The organism is Bradyrhizobium sp. IC4059 (assembly GCF_020193615.1).
Classification (GTDB): Bacteria; Pseudomonadota; Alphaproteobacteria; order Rhizobiales; family Xanthobacteraceae; genus Bradyrhizobium; species Bradyrhizobium yuanmingense.
The window spans coordinates 100723-118077 of record NZ_JADYVH010000001.1; the positions used below are offsets into that span (position 1 = coordinate 100723).

Annotated in this window: 21 protein-coding genes; 18 read left to right on the forward strand and 3 right to left on the reverse strand. The window is 64.6% G+C overall.

Annotation, left to right across the window (positions count from 1 at the left end; all coding sequences use genetic code 11):
- Positions 1-640 precede the first annotated feature (640 nt).
- From fliI to I6F12_RS00465, 3 genes are read right to left on the reverse strand one after another with little or no spacing between them, the layout of a single operon-like run.
- Complete coding sequence (fliI, locus tag I6F12_RS00455; RefSeq protein WP_225155251.1) at positions 641-1966, reverse strand: flagellar protein export ATPase FliI; 1326 nt, start codon at positions 1964-1966, stop codon at positions 641-643.
- A 40-nt stretch (positions 1967-2006) separates the two neighbouring features.
- Positions 2007-2735 (reverse strand): flagellar basal-body rod protein FlgF, encoded by a 729-nt coding sequence (gene flgF / locus I6F12_RS00460; RefSeq protein WP_036027436.1) that lies wholly within the window; start codon positions 2733-2735, stop codon positions 2007-2009.
- 3 nt (positions 2736-2738) lie between these two features.
- Entirely contained in the window at positions 2739-3527 is a 789-nt protein-coding gene (locus tag I6F12_RS00465; protein ID WP_036006968.1) for a DUF1217 domain-containing protein, read from the reverse strand.
- 143 nt (positions 3528-3670) lie between these two features.
- Between I6F12_RS00465 and motA the strand changes: the two genes are divergently transcribed.
- The 18 genes from motA (at position 3671) to I6F12_RS00555 (ending at position 17135) form a co-directional block, all read left to right on the forward strand.
- Entirely contained in the window at positions 3671-4567 is an 897-nt protein-coding gene (gene motA / locus I6F12_RS00470) for a flagellar motor stator protein MotA (RefSeq protein ID WP_036006971.1), read from the forward strand.
- A complete protein-coding gene (locus I6F12_RS00475; RefSeq protein ID WP_225155252.1) occupies positions 4564-5505 on the forward strand; it encodes a FliM/FliN family flagellar motor switch protein in 942 nt (313 codons plus the stop codon). Before motA ends, I6F12_RS00475 begins: the two co-directional genes overlap by 4 nt.
- Positions 5486-5800, forward strand: coding sequence for a hypothetical protein (locus I6F12_RS00480; RefSeq protein ID WP_036006976.1), 315 nt, complete (start codon positions 5486-5488; stop codon positions 5798-5800). The genes I6F12_RS00475 and I6F12_RS00480 overlap by 20 nt, the downstream gene beginning before the upstream one ends.
- 76 nt (positions 5801-5876) lie before the next feature.
- The gene (gene fliN / locus I6F12_RS00485) at positions 5877-6251 is read left to right on the forward strand and encodes a flagellar motor switch protein FliN (protein ID WP_036006979.1); all 375 of its coding nucleotides are present in this window, start codon (positions 5877-5879) and stop codon (positions 6249-6251) included.
- A gap of 2 nt (positions 6252-6253) precedes the next feature.
- Positions 6254-7294 (forward strand): flagellar motor switch protein FliG, encoded by a 1041-nt coding sequence (locus tag I6F12_RS00490; protein ID WP_109144823.1) that lies wholly within the window; start codon positions 6254-6256, stop codon positions 7292-7294.
- A 13-nt stretch (positions 7295-7307) separates the two neighbouring features.
- Positions 7308-8393, forward strand: a complete 1086-nt coding sequence (flhB, locus tag I6F12_RS00495; RefSeq protein ID WP_225155253.1) for a flagellar biosynthesis protein FlhB — start codon at positions 7308-7310, stop codon at positions 8391-8393.
- 64 nt (positions 8394-8457) lie between these two features.
- Positions 8458-8859: a flagellar basal body rod protein FlgB gene (gene flgB / locus I6F12_RS00500; protein WP_036027427.1), complete on the forward strand. Its 402-nt coding sequence runs from the start codon at positions 8458-8460 to the stop codon at positions 8857-8859.
- 11 nt (positions 8860-8870) lie between these two features.
- A complete protein-coding gene (gene flgC / locus I6F12_RS00505; RefSeq protein WP_036006988.1) occupies positions 8871-9287 on the forward strand; it encodes a flagellar basal body rod protein FlgC in 417 nt (138 codons plus the stop codon).
- A 2-nt stretch (positions 9288-9289) separates the two neighbouring features.
- On the forward strand, positions 9290-9619 hold the full coding sequence (locus I6F12_RS00510; RefSeq protein ID WP_036006990.1) for a flagellar hook-basal body complex protein FliE: 330 nt from the start codon (positions 9290-9292) through the stop codon (positions 9617-9619).
- An 18-nt stretch (positions 9620-9637) separates the two neighbouring features.
- Positions 9638-10426 (forward strand): flagellar basal-body rod protein FlgG, encoded by a 789-nt coding sequence (gene flgG / locus I6F12_RS00515; protein WP_036006992.1) that lies wholly within the window; start codon positions 9638-9640, stop codon positions 10424-10426.
- Positions 10427-10439: 13 nt separating this feature from the next.
- Positions 10440-10916 (forward strand): flagellar basal body P-ring formation chaperone FlgA, encoded by a 477-nt coding sequence (gene flgA / locus I6F12_RS00520; protein ID WP_074447553.1) that lies wholly within the window; start codon positions 10440-10442, stop codon positions 10914-10916.
- Positions 10913-12043: a flagellar basal body P-ring protein FlgI gene (gene flgI / locus I6F12_RS00525; protein ID WP_036007006.1), complete on the forward strand. Its 1131-nt coding sequence runs from the start codon at positions 10913-10915 to the stop codon at positions 12041-12043. Before flgA ends, flgI begins: the two co-directional genes overlap by 4 nt.
- Before the next feature lie 67 nt (positions 12044-12110).
- Positions 12111-12857, forward strand: coding sequence for a MotE family protein (locus I6F12_RS00530; protein ID WP_225155254.1), 747 nt, complete (start codon positions 12111-12113; stop codon positions 12855-12857).
- On the forward strand, positions 12858-13556 hold the full coding sequence (gene flgH / locus I6F12_RS00535) for a flagellar basal body L-ring protein FlgH (protein WP_036007011.1): 699 nt from the start codon (positions 12858-12860) through the stop codon (positions 13554-13556).
- Between the two features lie 42 nt (positions 13557-13598).
- Positions 13599-14042: a flagellar basal body-associated FliL family protein gene (locus I6F12_RS00540; RefSeq protein ID WP_057030123.1), complete on the forward strand. Its 444-nt coding sequence runs from the start codon at positions 13599-13601 to the stop codon at positions 14040-14042.
- Entirely contained in the window at positions 14039-14779 is a 741-nt protein-coding gene (fliP, locus tag I6F12_RS00545) for a flagellar type III secretion system pore protein FliP (protein WP_036007014.1), read from the forward strand. The genes I6F12_RS00540 and fliP overlap by 4 nt, the downstream gene beginning before the upstream one ends.
- 264 nt (positions 14780-15043) lie before the next feature.
- Complete coding sequence (locus I6F12_RS00550; protein ID WP_225155255.1) at positions 15044-15952, forward strand: flagellin; 909 nt, start codon at positions 15044-15046, stop codon at positions 15950-15952.
- 268 nt (positions 15953-16220) lie between these two features.
- On the forward strand, positions 16221-17135 hold the full coding sequence (locus tag I6F12_RS00555; protein WP_036007019.1) for a flagellin: 915 nt from the start codon (positions 16221-16223) through the stop codon (positions 17133-17135).
- Positions 17136-17355: the final 220 nt, after the last annotated feature.

The window sequence follows — 17355 nt, forward strand, 5'->3', positions numbered from 1 at the left end:
CATGCCAACGGCGTGGTCGTCGCGCGGGAGCTCGGGTTGCCGTCGCCGGCAAACGGTGGATCGGAGTAGCTCAACCGGAGCCCCCAAAGTTCAAGTCACAAGCAGACGTTTCTTATACTCAACCAAAACGATGGATGAGCTTCTCAACAAAATCAAGTAGAGACCCTCTCACAGGCTGGATGTCGTCGCAGGCGAATGTAACGTTCAAGGGCAATCTCGTTGTTCGGAACACATGATGGTGAACGCAATACATGGCGCGGCGAGTAATATGCACTCGATAATGTGAGAGTTTGATTGCACGCGCGTTGTTGTCTTGCGTTGATGCAAACTGATCGAAGCTTGTGCATCACGATGACGTTTGGCGGCACGTCATCCACAACTTGTGCGTTCTGCCGCGGAATCGTCGAGGGAACTCATTGGAATTGCACGCGGCGGTTGTTCCCGTCCTGCTTGCAGAATAGATTCTTCGATCGCTTGCACAGCGCTTGCCAGCTGTGCACACCCGAGCAGCGAATTCGCTCACGACGAAAATCGGTGAGCCGGTGTGCACGCGCATGCGCTGGAAGCGTAGCGACATGCGCAATCTCTTGTCGAAAACCACGGGCCGGGCGGACGGCAGGCGCCTCACCCTCTCCACCCGTCAGTCGCCCTTGAGCATGTCCCGAAGCTCGCGGAACGGATCGGCGCTCGGCGAGGCCGACGCGCCCTGTCGCATCGCGTTGTAGATTCGCGGAACCATCTCGACCGCCTGGTCGAGGCCCGGATCACGTCCCGGCTGATAGCCGCCCATCAGGCGAAGGTCGCGCGTGTCCTCGTATTTCGCGATCATGGCGCGCAGCTTGCTCACCAATTCGCGCTCCTCGGGGTCCCAGACGTTGTGGGCGAGGCGGGAGACCGAGGCCAGAACGTCGACGGCCGGATAGCGCGCCTGGTCGGCGATGTGCCTCGAGAGCACGATGTGCCCATCGAGCGTGCCGCGGATGGTGTCGGCGATCGGCTCGTTGTGATCGTCGCCATCGACCAGCACGGAGAAGATCCCGGTGATGGTGCCGGATCCCTCCTCGCCCGGACCGGCGCGCTCGAGCAGGCGCGGCAGATCGGTGAAGACCGTCGGCGCGTAGCCGCGCGCCACCGCGGGCTCGCCGGCGGCGAGCGCGACCTCGCGGGCGGCGTGGGCAAAACGGGTGATCGAATCCACCATCAGCAGGACCGATTCGCCGCGGTCGCGGAAATATTCGGCTACCGCCATCGCCGTCTTCGGCGCCAGTCGCCGCATCATCGGGCTTTCGTCGCCCGTCGAGACGATTGTGACAGCGCGATGACGGTCGTTGCCCAGCACGTCCTCGATGAACTCGCGCACCTCGCGGCCGCGCTCGCCGACCAGGGCCAGCACGACCGTATCGAAGCCCTGGCTGCGGGCGAGCATCGCGAGCAGCGTCGATTTGCCGACGCCCGATCCGGCAAAGATGCCGACGCGCTGGCCGGCGCAGACCGGCGCGAACAGGTCGATGACGCGTACGCCGGTGCGCAGCGGCTTGTGCACGCGCGCACGCTTCATGGCCGACGGCGCCTCCACCTCCGCCGAGACCGCCTGCGACCCTTGCGTGAGCGGCCCCTGTCCGTCCAGCGGCGCGCCGAGGGCGTTGATGACGCGGCCCTTCCAGCTCGGATCGGGCGCGAAGGACAGCGGCGGCATCCGGTAGGCCGCCGAGCCGAGCCCGCCGCCAAATTGCCGGTCGAACGGCTTGGCGATGATGCCGTCGCTGTCGATCCGCACCACCTCGCCGATCTGGCGCTTACCGCCGCAATCGACGCCGATGAGCTCGCCGAGCCTGACGAAGCGCGACAGGCCGGAGACGCGGAAATGCGTCGGCGCGATCTCGGAGATCGCGCCACTGACGCTTGCCAGGGGAGTGCTCTGCTGAAGCTCCAGCAGCGCCCACTCGAGTTGCCGAAGAGCGTTCAAGGAAACCGTCCAACCTCATCCTGCGCGCTTGGCGCGCAATCTACTTGCCGGGTTCGCCGAGGGTCCGGATCGCGTTCTGCAGCGAGCTCTCGGTGCCCTCGATCATCGAGTTGGTGCCATCGAAAGCGCGCGAGGCCGAGATCAGCCGCGTCAGTTCGAGCATCGGATTGGCGCCGGAGCCTTCGACATAGCCCTGCTTGAAGCCGTCCCGGGAGAAGTCCGCGATGGCGGTCGCAGGCCGGTCGGGCGTCACGCCTGAATTGCCGTAGCGTTCGAGATTGGCGTCGGCCGGAATGCTGAACAGGCCGATGGTGCCGATCTCGTTGTTGTCCTGGATGATCGCGCCGCTGCGCGCGATCGAGATCGGTCCGCCGTTCGGGTCGAGCGTGATCTGCGCGCCGCCGGAATCGACGATCGGAAAGCCGCTCACGGTCTGAAGATCGCCGTTTGGGGCGATCTGGAGCCGGCCGTCGCGCGTGTAGACGGTGCCGTTCGGACCGGCGAAGGCGATCCAGCCCTGGCCGACCACGGCGACGTCCAGCGGGTTGCCGCTCTCGGTGATGTTGCCCATCTCGCGCGAGATGATGTTGTCGCCGGGCGAGGAGAACGCCACCGGCGTCGGACCGGCCTTGGACAGCACGGTCTCGAACTTCACCACGTCGGTGCGGAACGCGGCCGTGTTGACGTTGGCGACGTTGTTGGCGATCGTCTGGAGGCGCTTTTCGAGGGCGACCTGCGCCGACAATCCCACATAGAGAGCCGATTGCATGACTTACCTGTTGAACTTGATGTTCTGAAGCGTCGTGAGCACGTTGGTATCCATGCTGACCGACGTCGCGGCGCCGGCGATCAGGACCAGCGCGGGATTGGTCGAGCTGTCGTTCCGGGCCTGGGTCGCATCCCACATCGCCGCAAAGCGCTGCACGAACTTGGTCACCTTGGCCGGATCCTGGAAGTCGGTGAGCTTGATCTTGTCCGCGATCATCTTGGCCTGGGCGTCGATGTTGGCCGCGCTGATCGTCGACGGCAGGCCGAGCGCGGTCTGCACCACCTGCGTCAGCGCCTTGTCGGCCAGGATCTGGTAGGCGGTCGTGATCGTGGAAGCCTTGCGGGTGAAATACAGCGCCAAACGCAGGCCTTCGTTCTGATCGCCGGCCTTCTCCTCCATCGTCTGCGTGACGTACTGGGTCGCGGTGCCGGTCGTGGCCGCGGCGGTCTGGGTCGCCTTGTCGCCGAGTGCGGCGAAATTGAAGGCGGTCGCGAATTGCCGGTAGCGGGTGTCGGTCAGCTTGTTGGCGAAGGCGTCCTTGCTCGTGACCCCCTCGGTCAGCACCTTGCGCATGAACGCCTTGGCGTAGGTCATGTCGCTGAGGCCATAGGCCTTCATCGCATAGGAATAGAGACGATAGTCCTTCAGGAAATCGTCGATGGTCTTCACTTTGCCGATATGGCCGAGGAAATAGTCGGTGTCGCGGCTGACGTCCGGCTGCTTCGCGACCTGCGTCAGCGACTTGCCCATGTCTTTGGTCAGCCTGGTGTAGTCCGCGATGGTGGATAGCATGACACGCGCCCCTCTGGCCGCAGGTCGCGACCCCGCTTCAAGCTGCCGCCAATTGCTTGCGCGGGGCTGGCGACCTCGAAGCCAGCTTCGCGCAAGCGTCGCCGACTAGGTATTCCAGGTGGGATCGGCGATGGAGCGGCGCGTTGGGCAGTTTCGTGGGGATTTTCATCACGGTAGCGGCGCTGCTCGGCGGCTTTGCCGCCATGGGCGGGCACCTGGCCGTGCTCATGCAGCCGTGGGAGTTCGTGATCATCATGGGAACCGCGGTCGGCACCTTTATCGTGGCCAATCCATGGAAGACGGTGGTGGACACGGGCGTCGCCTGCATGCAGGCCATCACCGGCGCGGTGCCCGGCCAGCGCTACTACCTTGACCTGCTCGGCGCGCTCCACGCTCTGATGCGCGAGCTGCGGGGCAAGGGGCGCAACGAAGTCGAGGCGCATATCGACGATCCCGCCTCCTCCGAAATCTTCAAGGCGTTCCCCAGCGTGCTCGGAGATCCCTCGCTGCTCCAGTTCATCTGCGACTATGTCCGCCTGATCATCATGGGCAATGCGCGCACGCACGAGATCGAGGCGCTGATGGACGAGGAGATCCATACCATCGTGAAAGGCAAGCTGGCGCCCTATCATGCGCTGGTGACGGTGTCCGAGGCGCTGCCGGCGCTCGGCATCGTCGCCGCCGTGCTTGGCGTCATCAAGGCGATGGGCGCGCTCGACCAGTCGCCGAAGCTATTGGGCGGCTTTATCGGTGCAGCCCTGGTAGGCACCTTCGCAGGCATCTTCCTGTCCTATGGCGTGCTTTCGCCCTTCGCGATCAAGATCAAGATGACGCGCGAGAAGAAGTGTCGGCCCTACATCATCGTCAAGCAGACGCTGCTGGCATTCATGAACGGTGCCATGCCGCAGATCGCCGTCGAGCACGGCCGCAAGATGATCTCCAGCAGCGAGCGTCCCTCGATCGACGTCGTCGAAAACGAGACGATCGCAGGTCCCAAGCCCGTCGCTGCCGACGCTGAACCCAAGGCGGCGCGCGCATGATGATGGAAGGCGCAGAAGTCGACCAGCGCAAGCAGCTGCCGAACTACCTGCTGGACGCTGCCGGCATATCGATCGAGCGTATGCCGATGCTCAATGTGATCTTCGATCGCATGGCGGCATCGTGCACCGACAGCCTGCAGCCGATGGCCGGAACGCCCTGCTATTTCTCGGTCAACGGCATCACCAACGATCCGCTCGGCGACATCATCAAGGACTACGAGGGCAACGCGGTCGCGGCCGTGCTCTATGCCGAGCAGTGGGATTCGCGCGTCATTATCATGCTCGACCGCGACTTCGTATTCACGATGGTCGAGGCGATGTTCGGCTCTGACGGAGCGGAACCGCCGCTTGACGTCGAACGGACGTTCTCGAACATTGAGATACGGCTGGTCCAGGCGCTGTTCGAGCGGTTCGCCAAGGCGCTGCAAGGCGCCTTCGCCGGAACGTCCAACGTCACCTTCCGCGTCGAGCGTGTCGAGACCGCGATGGCGTCGCTGGCGATCGGACGCGCCAGCAACATGTCGATCTGCGCGAACATGATGGTGCAGGCACTCTACCGCGGCGGTCAGATGTTCCTGATCATTCCGCACTCCGCGCTCAACCCGCTGCGTCAGAAGCTCGCTCACGTGGTCGTCAGCGACGGTCGCGCCGCCGACCCACGCTGGCGCGAACAGATGGAAAGCGAGGTGCAGCGGACCGAGGTGACCCTCAGCGCCGTCCTCGACGAGAAGATGGTGACGCTCGGCGACGTCGTGAAGTTCGAGGTCGGGCAGGTGCTCGAGCTCGAGGCCACGCCGCGCACGCTGGCCCGTCTCGAAAGCAACAATCAGGTGTTGTTCTGGTGTCAGATCGGCCAGCTCGACGGCTATTACGCCATGCAGGTGGCAGATCCCGTCGATCAGAAGCGGGAGTTCGTCGATGATATCCTATCTCGTTGATATCGTGCTGCTGGTTGCGCTCGCCTTCACCAGCCTGCGGGTGACCAGGATGCATCGCGAGCTGGCGCGGCTGCGCAGCTATCAGGGCGAATTCTCAACCATCATGCACGAGACCGCGGGTGCCTTCGACACGGTCATCACCGCGGCGCACGATTCCACGGCGAATCTCGGACGCCTCGCCAACGTGCTGAGCACGAAGATCGACCAGGCTCACGAGGCGATCGCAGCGCTCGATGCGCGCAGCGGGCTCGCACCCGCGGCGACGGCCGCGACCGCCGAGCTGAACAAGCACTGAATGCCGGCACCGGCAGAGCAATACGGCCGGAACGCCACGGCGCTCCGGCAGCGGAAGTACCAAGAGGCGATACCATATGGCGCAATCATTCGACTACGAGTCTGCACCTGCATCGGCTGAGACCGAGACGTCACCGCTGGAACGCCTGGCCGAGATCGCCCAGCGCACGGCCGAGGAGACCGGCAAGTTCGCCAATGTCGACGCCATCTTGCGCATTCCCGTCACCATGCAGGTGGTGCTGGGATCGGCGACCATTCCGGTGGCGAACCTGATGAAGCTCGGACGCGGCGCGGTGGTTCCGCTCGATCACCGGGTCGGGGAGCCCGTCGACGTCGTCGTCAACGGCCGCATCGTCGCCCGCGGCGAGGTGGTCGTCGTCGAAGAGGACAATTCCCGCTTCGGCGTCTCACTCACGGAGATCGTCGGACCGCTGGGGCAGGGTGATACCTGACCATGGCGGCACCGGTCGGCATCGCTCCCGTCAAGCAGCGAGGCGTTACCACGCTGGGCGGCACGGAAAAGGTCGCCGCGCTCCTGCTGGCCATGGGCCGGCAGGCGGCGGCGAGCGTGCTTCAGCAGTTCGAGCCGCAGGAGATCCGCATCGTCACCAAGGCGGCGGCGGAGCTGCGGCCGATCACCGCGCAGGAGCTCGAGGGGATCGTCGAGGAGTTCGCCCAGCAGTTCTCGATGGGCGCGAACATTCTCGGCACCCTCGGTGGCCTGGAAGCGGTGCTCGGCGACGTGCTTCCGGCCGATCAGGTTTCGGCGATCATGACGGACCTACTCGGCAATTCGAGCCGCTCTGTGTGGGACCGCGTCTCGTCGGTGTCGGAAAATTCGCTGGCCACCTACCTGTCCAAGGAGCATCCGCAGACCGCGGCGCTCATCCTGTCCAAAGTCAAGCCGTCCTGCGCCGCCAAGGTCATGAGCCAGCTGCCGTCGAGTCTGCGCAACGAGTTGATGCGGCGCGTGCTCAGCCTCAAGCCGATCGTTGATGACGCGATGAAGGTCCTCGAGAAGACGCTGCACGAAGATCTGACGCTGAATTTCGCCCGCAACCTCGGCGCCGACACCTACGCCCGCGTCGCCGACATCATCAACAAGATGGAGCGCGGCCACATCGAGGACATCCTGAAGAGCCTGTCGGAGAAGCGTCCGAAGTCGGCCGAGGTGCTAAAGGAGCTGTTGTTCACCTTCGACGACGTCATCAACCTGGCGCCGAAGGCGCGCACCATGATCTTCGACCAGGTTCCGACCGACCGCATCGTGGTCGCACTGAAGGGCACCGACAAACATTTCCGCGAGGTGATCCTGTCCGCGGTCGCCTCGCGCGTCCGCCGCGTCGTCGAGGCCGAGCTCGCGATCGGCGAGCCGTCCAACCAGCGCGACGTGCTGGAGGCGCGACGCGTGATCACCGACCTTGCGCTCGAGCTGGCGGAGAAGGGCGAAATCGAGCTCAACCCCGAGCAGGAGGATGAGCTGGTCTTCCGCTGACCGCTGAACGGGCATGGCAGAAACATCCGATCAGGAGAGCAAGACAGAAGAGCCGACCGAGAAGAAAGTCCGCGATGCGCTCGAACAGGGCAAGATTCCGGTCTCTCGGGAGGCCTCCATTTTCGCCTCGATGGCCGCGCTGATGGTGATCCAGGCATTCCTGATCGGCCAGGGCGTGCAGCAATTGACGCCGACGCTGAAGAGCCTGCTCGACGATCCCGAGGGCTTCCCGCTCTCGACCGGTGCGGACGCGCAGAACCTGCTCACCGTGGTCGGCCTGCAGGCGCTGCGGTTCCTGGTGCCCTTGGTGGTCATCCTGGTGGTGTTCGGGCTCGCGGCCTCGCTGCTGCAAAACGCGCCGCGCCTGGTGCTCGAGCGGATCAAGCCTGACTTGTCGCGAATCTCTCCCGTCACCGGCTGGAAGCGGTTGTTCGGGACGCAGGGCCTGATCGAGTTCGCCAAGTCGCTGTTCAAGCTCGCCGCGGTGACCGCCGTGGTCGCCTTCGTGCTGCGCTCATCCGAAGCAAGGGCCTTCGAGGCCATGTACACCGACCCGGTCGCACTGCCGGAGATGATCCTCAACATCGCGATGCGAATCGTCTCGGCGATCTGCATCGCCACCATCGTGCTGGTGGCGATCGATCTCGCTTGGGCGCGCTTCCACTGGCGGCGCGAGCTGCGCATGACCAAGCAGGAGATCAAGGACGAGCACAAGCAGGCGGAAGGCGATCCCCTGATCAAGGCGCGCCTGCGCTCGCTGGCGCGCGACCGTTCGCGCCAGCGCATGATCGCCTCGGCCTCGCGCGCGACGCTGGTGATTGCCAATCCGACGCACTTCGCGATCGCGCTGCGCTACAAGCGCGAGGAAAACGCCGCGCCGCTGGTCGTGGCCAAGGGCCTGGACGTGATCGCGCTGAAGATCCGCGAGATTGCCGAGCAGAACCGAATCCCCGTCATCGAAAACAAGGCGCTGGCGCGCGCGCTCTACGAGGCAGTCCAGGTCGATCAGGTGATTCCGGCGGAATTCTTCCGGCCCGTTGCCGAGATCATCTACTTCCTCCAATCCAAGCAGGCGCCACGGCCCGAGAACGTCCGATAGATTTCCGAGGATGGTACTTCGCGCAACAGCTTGACGAAAGCTTAACGCCCTAGGCTCGTCCCGAATGGATCAGAATGGGGCCGTCGTGGGACCGCTTTTTCTCTTCGAACTCGCATCGTCGCAGGCGCGCTATCTCGAGCTGCGTCAGTCGACCATCGCCACCAACGTCGCCAACGCCAACACGCCGGGCTTTCGGGCGCGCGACGTCGAGCCGTTCAACAAGGTGCTCGATGGCATGCCGGTGAGGCTTGCGACGACGTCGCCTTCGCACATGCAATTGGCCGCAGCCGAGACCGACACGCGGGCGACCGCGAAGAAGGACAGCTGGGAAGTGGTTCACTCCGGCAACTCCGTCAGCCTCGAGCAGGAAATGATCAAGGGCAGCGACGTCAATCGCGACTATTCGATGAACGCGGCGATTGTGCGGTCGTTTCACCGCATGGTGCTGTCGAGTGCAAAGGCCTGAGGTGAATTGACATGCTGGACTCATTGAGCGCCTCGCTGACGGTCGCAAGCTCCGGGCTCGAAGCGCAGTCGACGCGCATGCGCATCGTCTCGGAAAACCTCGCGAACGCCACCTCGACGGGGCGCGCCGCCGGCGCCGATCCGTATCAGCGCAAGACCATCACCTTCGATGCGGCGATGGATCGCGCCTCGGGCGCACAGCTCGCGAAGGTCAAGGAGATCGGGGTCGACACCACGCCTTACCGGGTGGAGTACGATCCGGGGCATCCCGCCGCCGACAAGGCCGGCTACGTCAAGCTGCCGAACGTGAACATGATGATCGAGATGGCCGACATGCGGGAGGTCAACCGCTCCTATGAGGCCAATCTCCAGGTCGTGAAGCAGGTGAGGTCCATGCTCGGCATGACCATCGATCTCTTGAGGAGCTGACCATGCTTGAGGCGATTTCATCCACCGCGATTTCCGCAGGGCAAGCCGCGAGCCGTGCGACCGAGACGCAGGCCGTCTCGCCGGCGGCGACCACCGCGATCCAGACCAGTGACGACGTCGGCTTCGAATCGGTGATGAAGCAGGTGACGTCGGATGCGATCGGGACGCTGAAGGCGGGCGAGGCGGCATCGATCTCTGCAATGCAGGGCAAGGAATCGACGCGCCGCGTCGTGGAAGCGCTGATGTCGGCCGAGCAGGCCCTGCAGACGGCGGTCGCGGTTCGCGACAAGGTCGTCCAGGCCTACCAGGAAGTCGTTCGGATGTCGATTTGATCTGAAGGAGTGGGACCAGTGAAATCGCTCGCCATCGCGGCCACGGGCATGAACGCCCAGCAGACCAACATCGAAGTCATCGCGAACAACATCGCCAACATCAACTCGACCTCCTACAAACGGGCGCGCGCGGAGTTCACCGATCTGTTCTACCAGATGGACCGCATGCAGGGCGTCGCGAACACCAACGGCTCCTCGCCGATTCCGGAAGGTGCCAATCTCGGCCTCGGCGTCAAGTCGGCGGCGATCCGCAAGCTGCACATCCAGGGCGCGCTGACGCAGACCGGCAATCCCTATGATCTCGCGATCAACGGACGTGGCTGGTTTCAGGTGCTCGGCCCCAACAACGAGGTGCAATACACCCGTGCGGGCTCGTTCAACGTCAACGCCAACGCTCAGCTGGTCACGATCGACGGTTACCTGCTGGATCCCGCGATCACCATCCCGCAGGGGACGGTCGAGGTCACGGTCAACCAGACCGGCCAGGTGTTTGCCAAGCTCGACACGGAAGTGAATCCGCGGCAGATCGGCCAGCTCAACCTCGCCAACTTCGCTAACGAAGCGGGTCTCGAGCCGCTGGGCAGCAATCTCTACAAGGAGACCACGGCGTCCGGCACGCCGGTCGTCGGTCTGCCGGGCGATGCCGGCTATGGCAAGATCAACCAGAAATGGCTCGAAGCCTCGAACGTCGACCCGGTCAAGGAAATCACCGAGTTGATCTCGGCACAGCGTGCCTACGAAATGAATGCCAAGGTCATCCAGGCCTCGGATGAAATGGCCCAGACGGTCTCGAAGGGCATGCGCTAGTTCCGGTGTCTCGATGTTGAACAGGGTGGGCCTGATCGTGCGCGGGTTGGCCGCCGTGCTGCTGGTTCTCGTAACGGCGCGGGTCGCCGCGGCCGAGGAGAAGCGGCTTCCCGTGCCGGCCGTCTCGATCCGCGCCGGCGAGCTGATCCGCGAGGAGATGATCACCGAGCGCGCCTTCGCGCCGAGCCTGCTCGGCGTCGCCATGTTCATCGAGGCGCGTCAGATCCTGGTCGGCCGCATGGCGCGGCGCGCGCTGTTGCCGGGCCAGCCCATTCCGACGAACGCGGTGGAGGACCCCTGGACCGTCGCGCGCGGCGCCATGGTCAAGGTCGTGGTCGAGGACAGCGGCCTCTCCATCGTCACTTACGGCTCGGCCATGCAGTCGGGTGCGGCCGGCGCGCTGATCCCCGTGCGCAATACGGACACCGGCGTGATCATCAGGGGCGTCGTCCAGCCGGACGGCAGCGTCAAGGTCATGGACGGGTCATGACCAGGCTCCTGCTTGCGCTCATGCTGCTGGTGTCGGCCGCCGGCGCCCAGGCCGCCGTCCGCATCAAGGACATCGCGGACATCAAGGGTTTGCGCGAGAACCAGATCGTCGGCTACGGCCTCGTCATCGGCCTCAACGGTACCGGCGACACGCTGCGCAACGCTCCGTTCACCGAACAGTCCCTGCAGTCGATGCTCGAGAACATGGGCATCAACGTCAGGAACGAGACCACGAGCACCAACAATCCCCCGCGTCCGACCACGCTGCGCACGCGCAACGTCGCAGCGGTGATGGTGACGGCGGACCTGCCGCCTTCGATCGGGCCCGGCGAGCGCATGGACGTCACCGTGTCCTCGCTCGGCGATGCGACGTCGCTGCTCGGCGGCACATTGGTGATGACGTCGCTGCGTGCGGCGGACGGCGCCGTCTATGCGGTGGCACAGGGCGCGATCACGGTTGCCGGCTACAGCGTCGGAGGCCAGGCGCAGAACGTCAGCCAGGGCACGCCGACGGCCGGGCGCATCCCGAACGGTGCGCTGGTCGAACGCGAGGTGCAGGGAAGTCTCCACGAGATGGAGTTCCTGGTGCTACAGCTGAAGAACCCGGACTTCGTCACCGCAACGCGCATCCTCGACGCTGTCAACCGCTACGCCGGCGGTCGCTACCGCGCGCAGATCGCCTTCGAGCGCGACTACCGCACCATCGTGCTGTCGAAGCCGCGTCATGTCGGCCCTGTCCGCTTCCTCGCCGAGATCGGCGAATTGGTGGTCGAGCCGGATACGCCGGCGCGGGTCGTGATCAACGAGCGCACCGGCACGGTCGTGATCGGGCGCGACGTGCGGATATCCACCGTCGCCGTGACCCACGGCAATCTGACGGTTCGCGTCACGGAGATGCCGGTTGTGTCGCAGCCGGCGCCGTTCTCGCGGGGACAGACGGTGGTCGTCCCGCAGACCGTGGTCGAAGCCAACGAGGCCGGATCGCAGGTGGCGATCCTGAGCGGGGTCGATCTCCAGCGCCTGGTGCGCGGGCTGAACCAGATTGGCCTGAAGCCATCGGGGATCATCGCGATCCTGCAGGCGATCAAGACGGCAGGCGCGCTCCAGGCTGACGTCATCGTGCAATGATCCGCAAGCGTCGTGCAAGCTTGGTCGCTCAATGCTCAGGTCTGAAGCGAGAATCGCACGCGGCCCGATGCTGAAGCTGGATCACAAAGGCAAACTCCTCCTGCTGGCCGCGGCAGCAATGCTCGCGAGCGCCTCGCCCGCGCTCGCCTTGGACGAGGCCAAGCCGTCGAAACCGCTCAACCTGCTCTCCTTCGCCCGCGCCCGCGCGGGCGGACCGCAGAAGCCGCAGCCGTCGGCCACCGCGACACCTGTCGACAATGCGTCGGTCCGGGCCACGGCATGGGCGGCCGAAGATTCGGGCCCCGTGGTCACCGGTGCGGTGCCGGAGACACCGGCGCCTGCCCGTCCGGCCAAGCCTGGCAGCGTCACGGCGCCGCCGAAGCCTGCACCGCCGCAGGCTGCGCCGCCCCCGGACAACGAAATCGCGCTGTTCTGCAGCAACGTCGCCGATCCCGCCGTCGATGCCAGGCTGGCCTGGCAGCTCAAGGAGCTCGAGAAGGCCGAGAGCCTGCTGCGCGAGCGCATCGCCGAGGTCGAGGCCAAGCGCGCCGAATACGAGAAGTGGATGGCGCTGCGCGACGACTTCCTGAAGAAGGCCGAAGCGAGCGTCGTCGAGATCTATTCGCGCATGAAGCCCGAAGCTGCGGCGACGCAGATCGCTGGCATGGCCGACGAGACCGCCGCCGCCGTGCTCGCCAAGCTCAGCCCGCGCAGCTCGAGCGCGATCTTCAACGAGATGGACACGGCACGCGCGGCGCACCTCGCAGACCTGCTCGGCGGCATGCGTCGCGTCGACGACGGAAAGAGCAAATAGATGAACAGGCCGATCCTTTCCTTGCTCGCGGCGTCGGTGCTCCTGGCCGGGTGCTACCATCCGGCCGAAGTCCTGACCGGTCCGCAGATGTCGCCCGTCGGCAGCGGCCTGCGGATGCAGGCCGATCCGATCCCGGTGACGCCGCGCATGCGCACGCCCGTCAGCTATCGCTCGACCTGGGACGACGGCACCGATCTCTACCGCGATCCGCGCGCCCGCCGCACCGGCGACGTCGTGACGGTGATCATCTCGATGCAGGACAAGGCCAAGCTCGACAACAAGACTGGCCGTTCGCGCGATTCGCAGGTCAAGTTCGGGCTCGACTGGCTGATGGACATCGCTGGATGGAGCGACACGGGTTCGGCCAACGCCAATCTCAGCACCAATACCCAGATCAAGGGCAACGGCCAGATCGACCGCACCGAGGACATCAGGCTCTCGATCGCGGCCGTCGTCACCGACGTGCTGCCGAACGGCAATATGATGATCAGCGGCTCGCAGGAATTTCGCGTCAACACGGAGATGCGCGTGCTCAAGGTCGGCGGCATCGTGCGTCCGCGCGATATCTCGCGAGCCAACACCATCTCCTACGACAAGATCGCCGAGGCGCGCGTGTCCTATGGCGGGCGCGGAAATCTGTCGGACGTGCAGCAGCCTGGATGGGGACACCGGATCTATGACGCCGTGGCACCATTCTGAGGCCCGAGCCGGCTGGATCGCGCCGCGATGGCAGGAGACGCCATGCGCCTGATCGCTGCCATCGTCGTGCTGACCCTGATCGCGATCGGCGCGGGCGCGATTGCCGGTCTGCATCTGATCGCGACCGCCGAACGCGTTGCCGACGCCAAGAAGAACGCCACATCGCCGCCGATCGCGTCGAGCTACGCCGGCAGCGCGCGGCTCAGGAAATTGTCTCCGATCGTGACCAATCTCGCGGCGCCAGCCAACAATTGGGCGCGCATAGAAGCCTCGATGGTGACCGACAGCATGAGCGACGAGGATGCCGGCATTCTGGCCGCCCATATCAGCGAGGACATCGTGACCTATCTGCGGTCGGCTACGGTGGCGCAGTTCGAGGGATCGCGCGGGCTCCAGCATCTGCGCGACGACCTGACCGAGCGCGCCAGTATCCGCTCGTCAGGCAAGGTCCGCGAATTGATCATCGAAACGCTGGTGATCCAGTGAGGGTGAAAGTCCTGCTGCTCGCGCTGGTTCTGGTCGTGCTGCCCGAAGCGGCGCTGGCCCAGATTCCCGACCTGAATTCGCTGCTGCCGCCCGGAAACGGCTCGACAAGCGGCCGGATCATCCAACTGATGGCGCTGATCACGGTGCTGTCGGTGGCGCCGGGGTTGCTGATCATGGTGACGAGCTTCACGCGATTTGCGGTGGCGTTGTCGTTCCTGCGCGCCGGTCTCGGCCTCCAGACCACGCCCGCCAACCTGGTGCTGATCAGCCTCGCGCTGTTCATGACCTTCTATGTCATGGCGCCGACCTTCGACCGGGCCTGGGAGAGCGGCGTCCAGCCGCTGATGAAGAACGAGATATCGGAAGAGGAAGCCTATCTGAAGATCACGGACCCGTTCCGCGAGTTCATGCTGGCCCATGTCCGCGACAAGGATCTCCAGACCTTCGAAGCGCTCGCCGCCGAAAGCTTCCGCAGGAAGTTCGACGACAAGCGGGTCGATCTGCGCGTCATCATTCCGGCCTTCATGATTTCCGAGCTCCGGCGCTCGTTCGAGATCGGATTCCTCATCATCCTGCCGTTCCTGGTGATCGACATGATCGTGGCGACGCTGACCATGTCGATGGGCATGATGATGATGCCGCCGACGATCCTCGCGCTGCCGTTCAAGATGCTGTTCTTCGTGCTGATCGACGGCTGGAATCTGCTGGCCTCCGGGCTGGTCCGCTCGTTCTCGTGAGCGCCGCGAGCGCCCGCCGGCCGATTATGGTTAAACGAAACGCGCTGGATATGGTTAGCGGCGCGTAATTTTAACCATATGATTTTGCTGCGGAATTCAAGCTCGTCTTAATGCGGAAGCAAGATTCGGCGTGCTAGCAACACGATACGGCGGGTTGGACCCACACAGATCGGTCCAAAGGCATGATGCCGCCCTTCCGTACCGGTGAAAGCCCGGTATGTCCCCTCGTGAAAATGTAAACGCGTACATAAAGGGACATTCGCAATGTCAAGCCTGCTTACGAACTCGACTGCCATGACCGCACTCCAGACCCTGCGGTCTGTGGGTTCGCAACTCTCCACCACGCAGAACCGGATCTCGACCGGCCAGCGCGTCGCCACCGCGTCGGACAACGCCGCCTATTGGTCGATCGCAACGTCGATGCGCTCCGACAACGCCGCGCTCTCGGCGGTGTCCGACTCGCTCGGCCTGTCTGCCGCGACCGTCGACACCGAATACACCGCTCTGACCTCGGTGATCGGCGACAAGGACTCGGGTCTGACCAAGCTCCAGGCGCTGCTGGTGCAGTCCAAGACTGCAGGTATCGACCGCACCAAAATCCAGGCGGACATCACCCAGATCCAGCAGGACATGAAGCTGAAGGCCAACTCGGCGACCTTCAACGGCATCAACTGGCTGAGCACCACGACGGGTACGACCCCGACGAGCTTCAGCCTGGTGTCGTCCTACTCGCGCGTCGGCGGCACACCCACCATCGGCTCGATCACGGTGACGACGGCCAACTACACGCTCTACTCGACCACGCAGACCGGCATTCTGGACACCGTGGCCGGCAGTGCGTCGGTCGACACGATCAACATCGCCGCGCTGACCGACTCGGCCGCCGACCAGACCACGCTCGATGCCTACATCGCGCAGGTCACGACTGCGATCAACTCGGTGGCCTCGGCCGCCGCCAATCTCGGTGCCGTCAAGAACCGTATCTCGACCAACACGAACTTCGTGAAGTCGCTGATGGACTCGGTTGACCGCGGTGTCGGTCAGCTCGTCGACGCCGACATGAACGCGGAATCCACCCGCCTGGCCGCCCTTCAGGTCCAGCAGCAGCTCGGCGTGCAGGCGCTCTCGATCGCCAACAACAGCAGCCAGAGCATCCTGTCGCTGTTCCGCTAAGGCGGAAGTCATCTGGGGAGGGCCGCGCTTCTCGCGAAGCGCGGCCCTTTCGTTTGGGCATGGCCACGCGCCCAAGTCCGGCCGACTGTTGCGGCCGGAACACAGGGCCACAAGCCCCGCACAAGCTTCGCTCGCTAACCTCGCCGCTACGACAGATTGGGCCTTGAACCCGCGTTTGCGGCACGCCCAAAGGCATGACGCCGCCCTGTCGTACCGGTGCAAGCCCGGTATGTCCCCAACTCAAGTCAATCTTCAAAGGGACATCAAAATGGGTTCTAGTCTTCTCACCAACTCCTCCGCCATGACCGCGCTGCAGACCCTGCGGTCTGTCAGCACGCAACTCGCCACCACGCAGAACCGGATTTCCACCGGGCAGCGCGTGTCCACCGCCTCGGACAACGCTGCCTATTGGTCGATTGCGACCTCGATGCGCTCCGACAACGCCGCGCTGTCCGCGGTCTCCGACTCGCTCGGCCTGTCGGCTGCGACCGTCGACACCGAATACACCGCTCTGACCTCGGTGATCGGCGACAAGGACTCGGGTCTGACCAAGCTCCAGGCGCTGCTGGTCGAAGCCAAGACCGCCGGTATCGACCGCACCAAGATCCAGGCCGACATCACCCAGATCCAGCAGGACATGAAGCTGAAGGCCAATTCGGCCACCTTCAACGGCATCAACTGGCTGAGCACCACGACGGGCACCACCCCGACGAGCTTCAACCTCGTCTCGTCCTACTCGCGTGTCGGCGGCACGCCCACCATCGGCTCGATCACGGTGACGACCGCCAATTACACGCTCTACTCGACCACGCAGACCGGCATTCTGGACACCGTGGCCGGCAGCGCCTCGGTCGACACGATCAACATCGCCGCGCTGACCGACTCGGCGGCCGATCAGACCACGCTCGATGGCTACATCGCGCAGGTCACGGCGGCGATCAACTCGGTGGCCTCGGCCGCTGCCGATCTCGGCGCGGTCAAGAACCGCATCTCGACCAACACGGAATTCGTCAAGACCCTGATGGACTCCGTGGATCGCGGCGTCGGCCAGCTCGTCGACGCCGACATGAATGCGGAATCGACCCGCCTGCAGGCTCTGCAGACCCAGCAGCAGCTCGGCGTTCAGGCGCTCTCGATCGCCAACCAGAACAGCCAGAGCATCCTGTCGCTGTTCCGCGGCTAAGCGGCGCTTTCGAAAACGACCGTGCTCCCTCAGGGAGCACGGTCCCCGCCGTGATGGTGGGCGCCGACACGCGATATGCCGGCAATCGAACCTTCGTCATACGTCTTGCGACATGCCGCAGCCGGTCGGGCTGCCCTGCGCGCGAGCGCTTGCTCGCGCCTGCCAAACCGATTGCGTCGCCCCGTCTTGCATATTTGCAACGCCTCGCCAGCGAACCCGA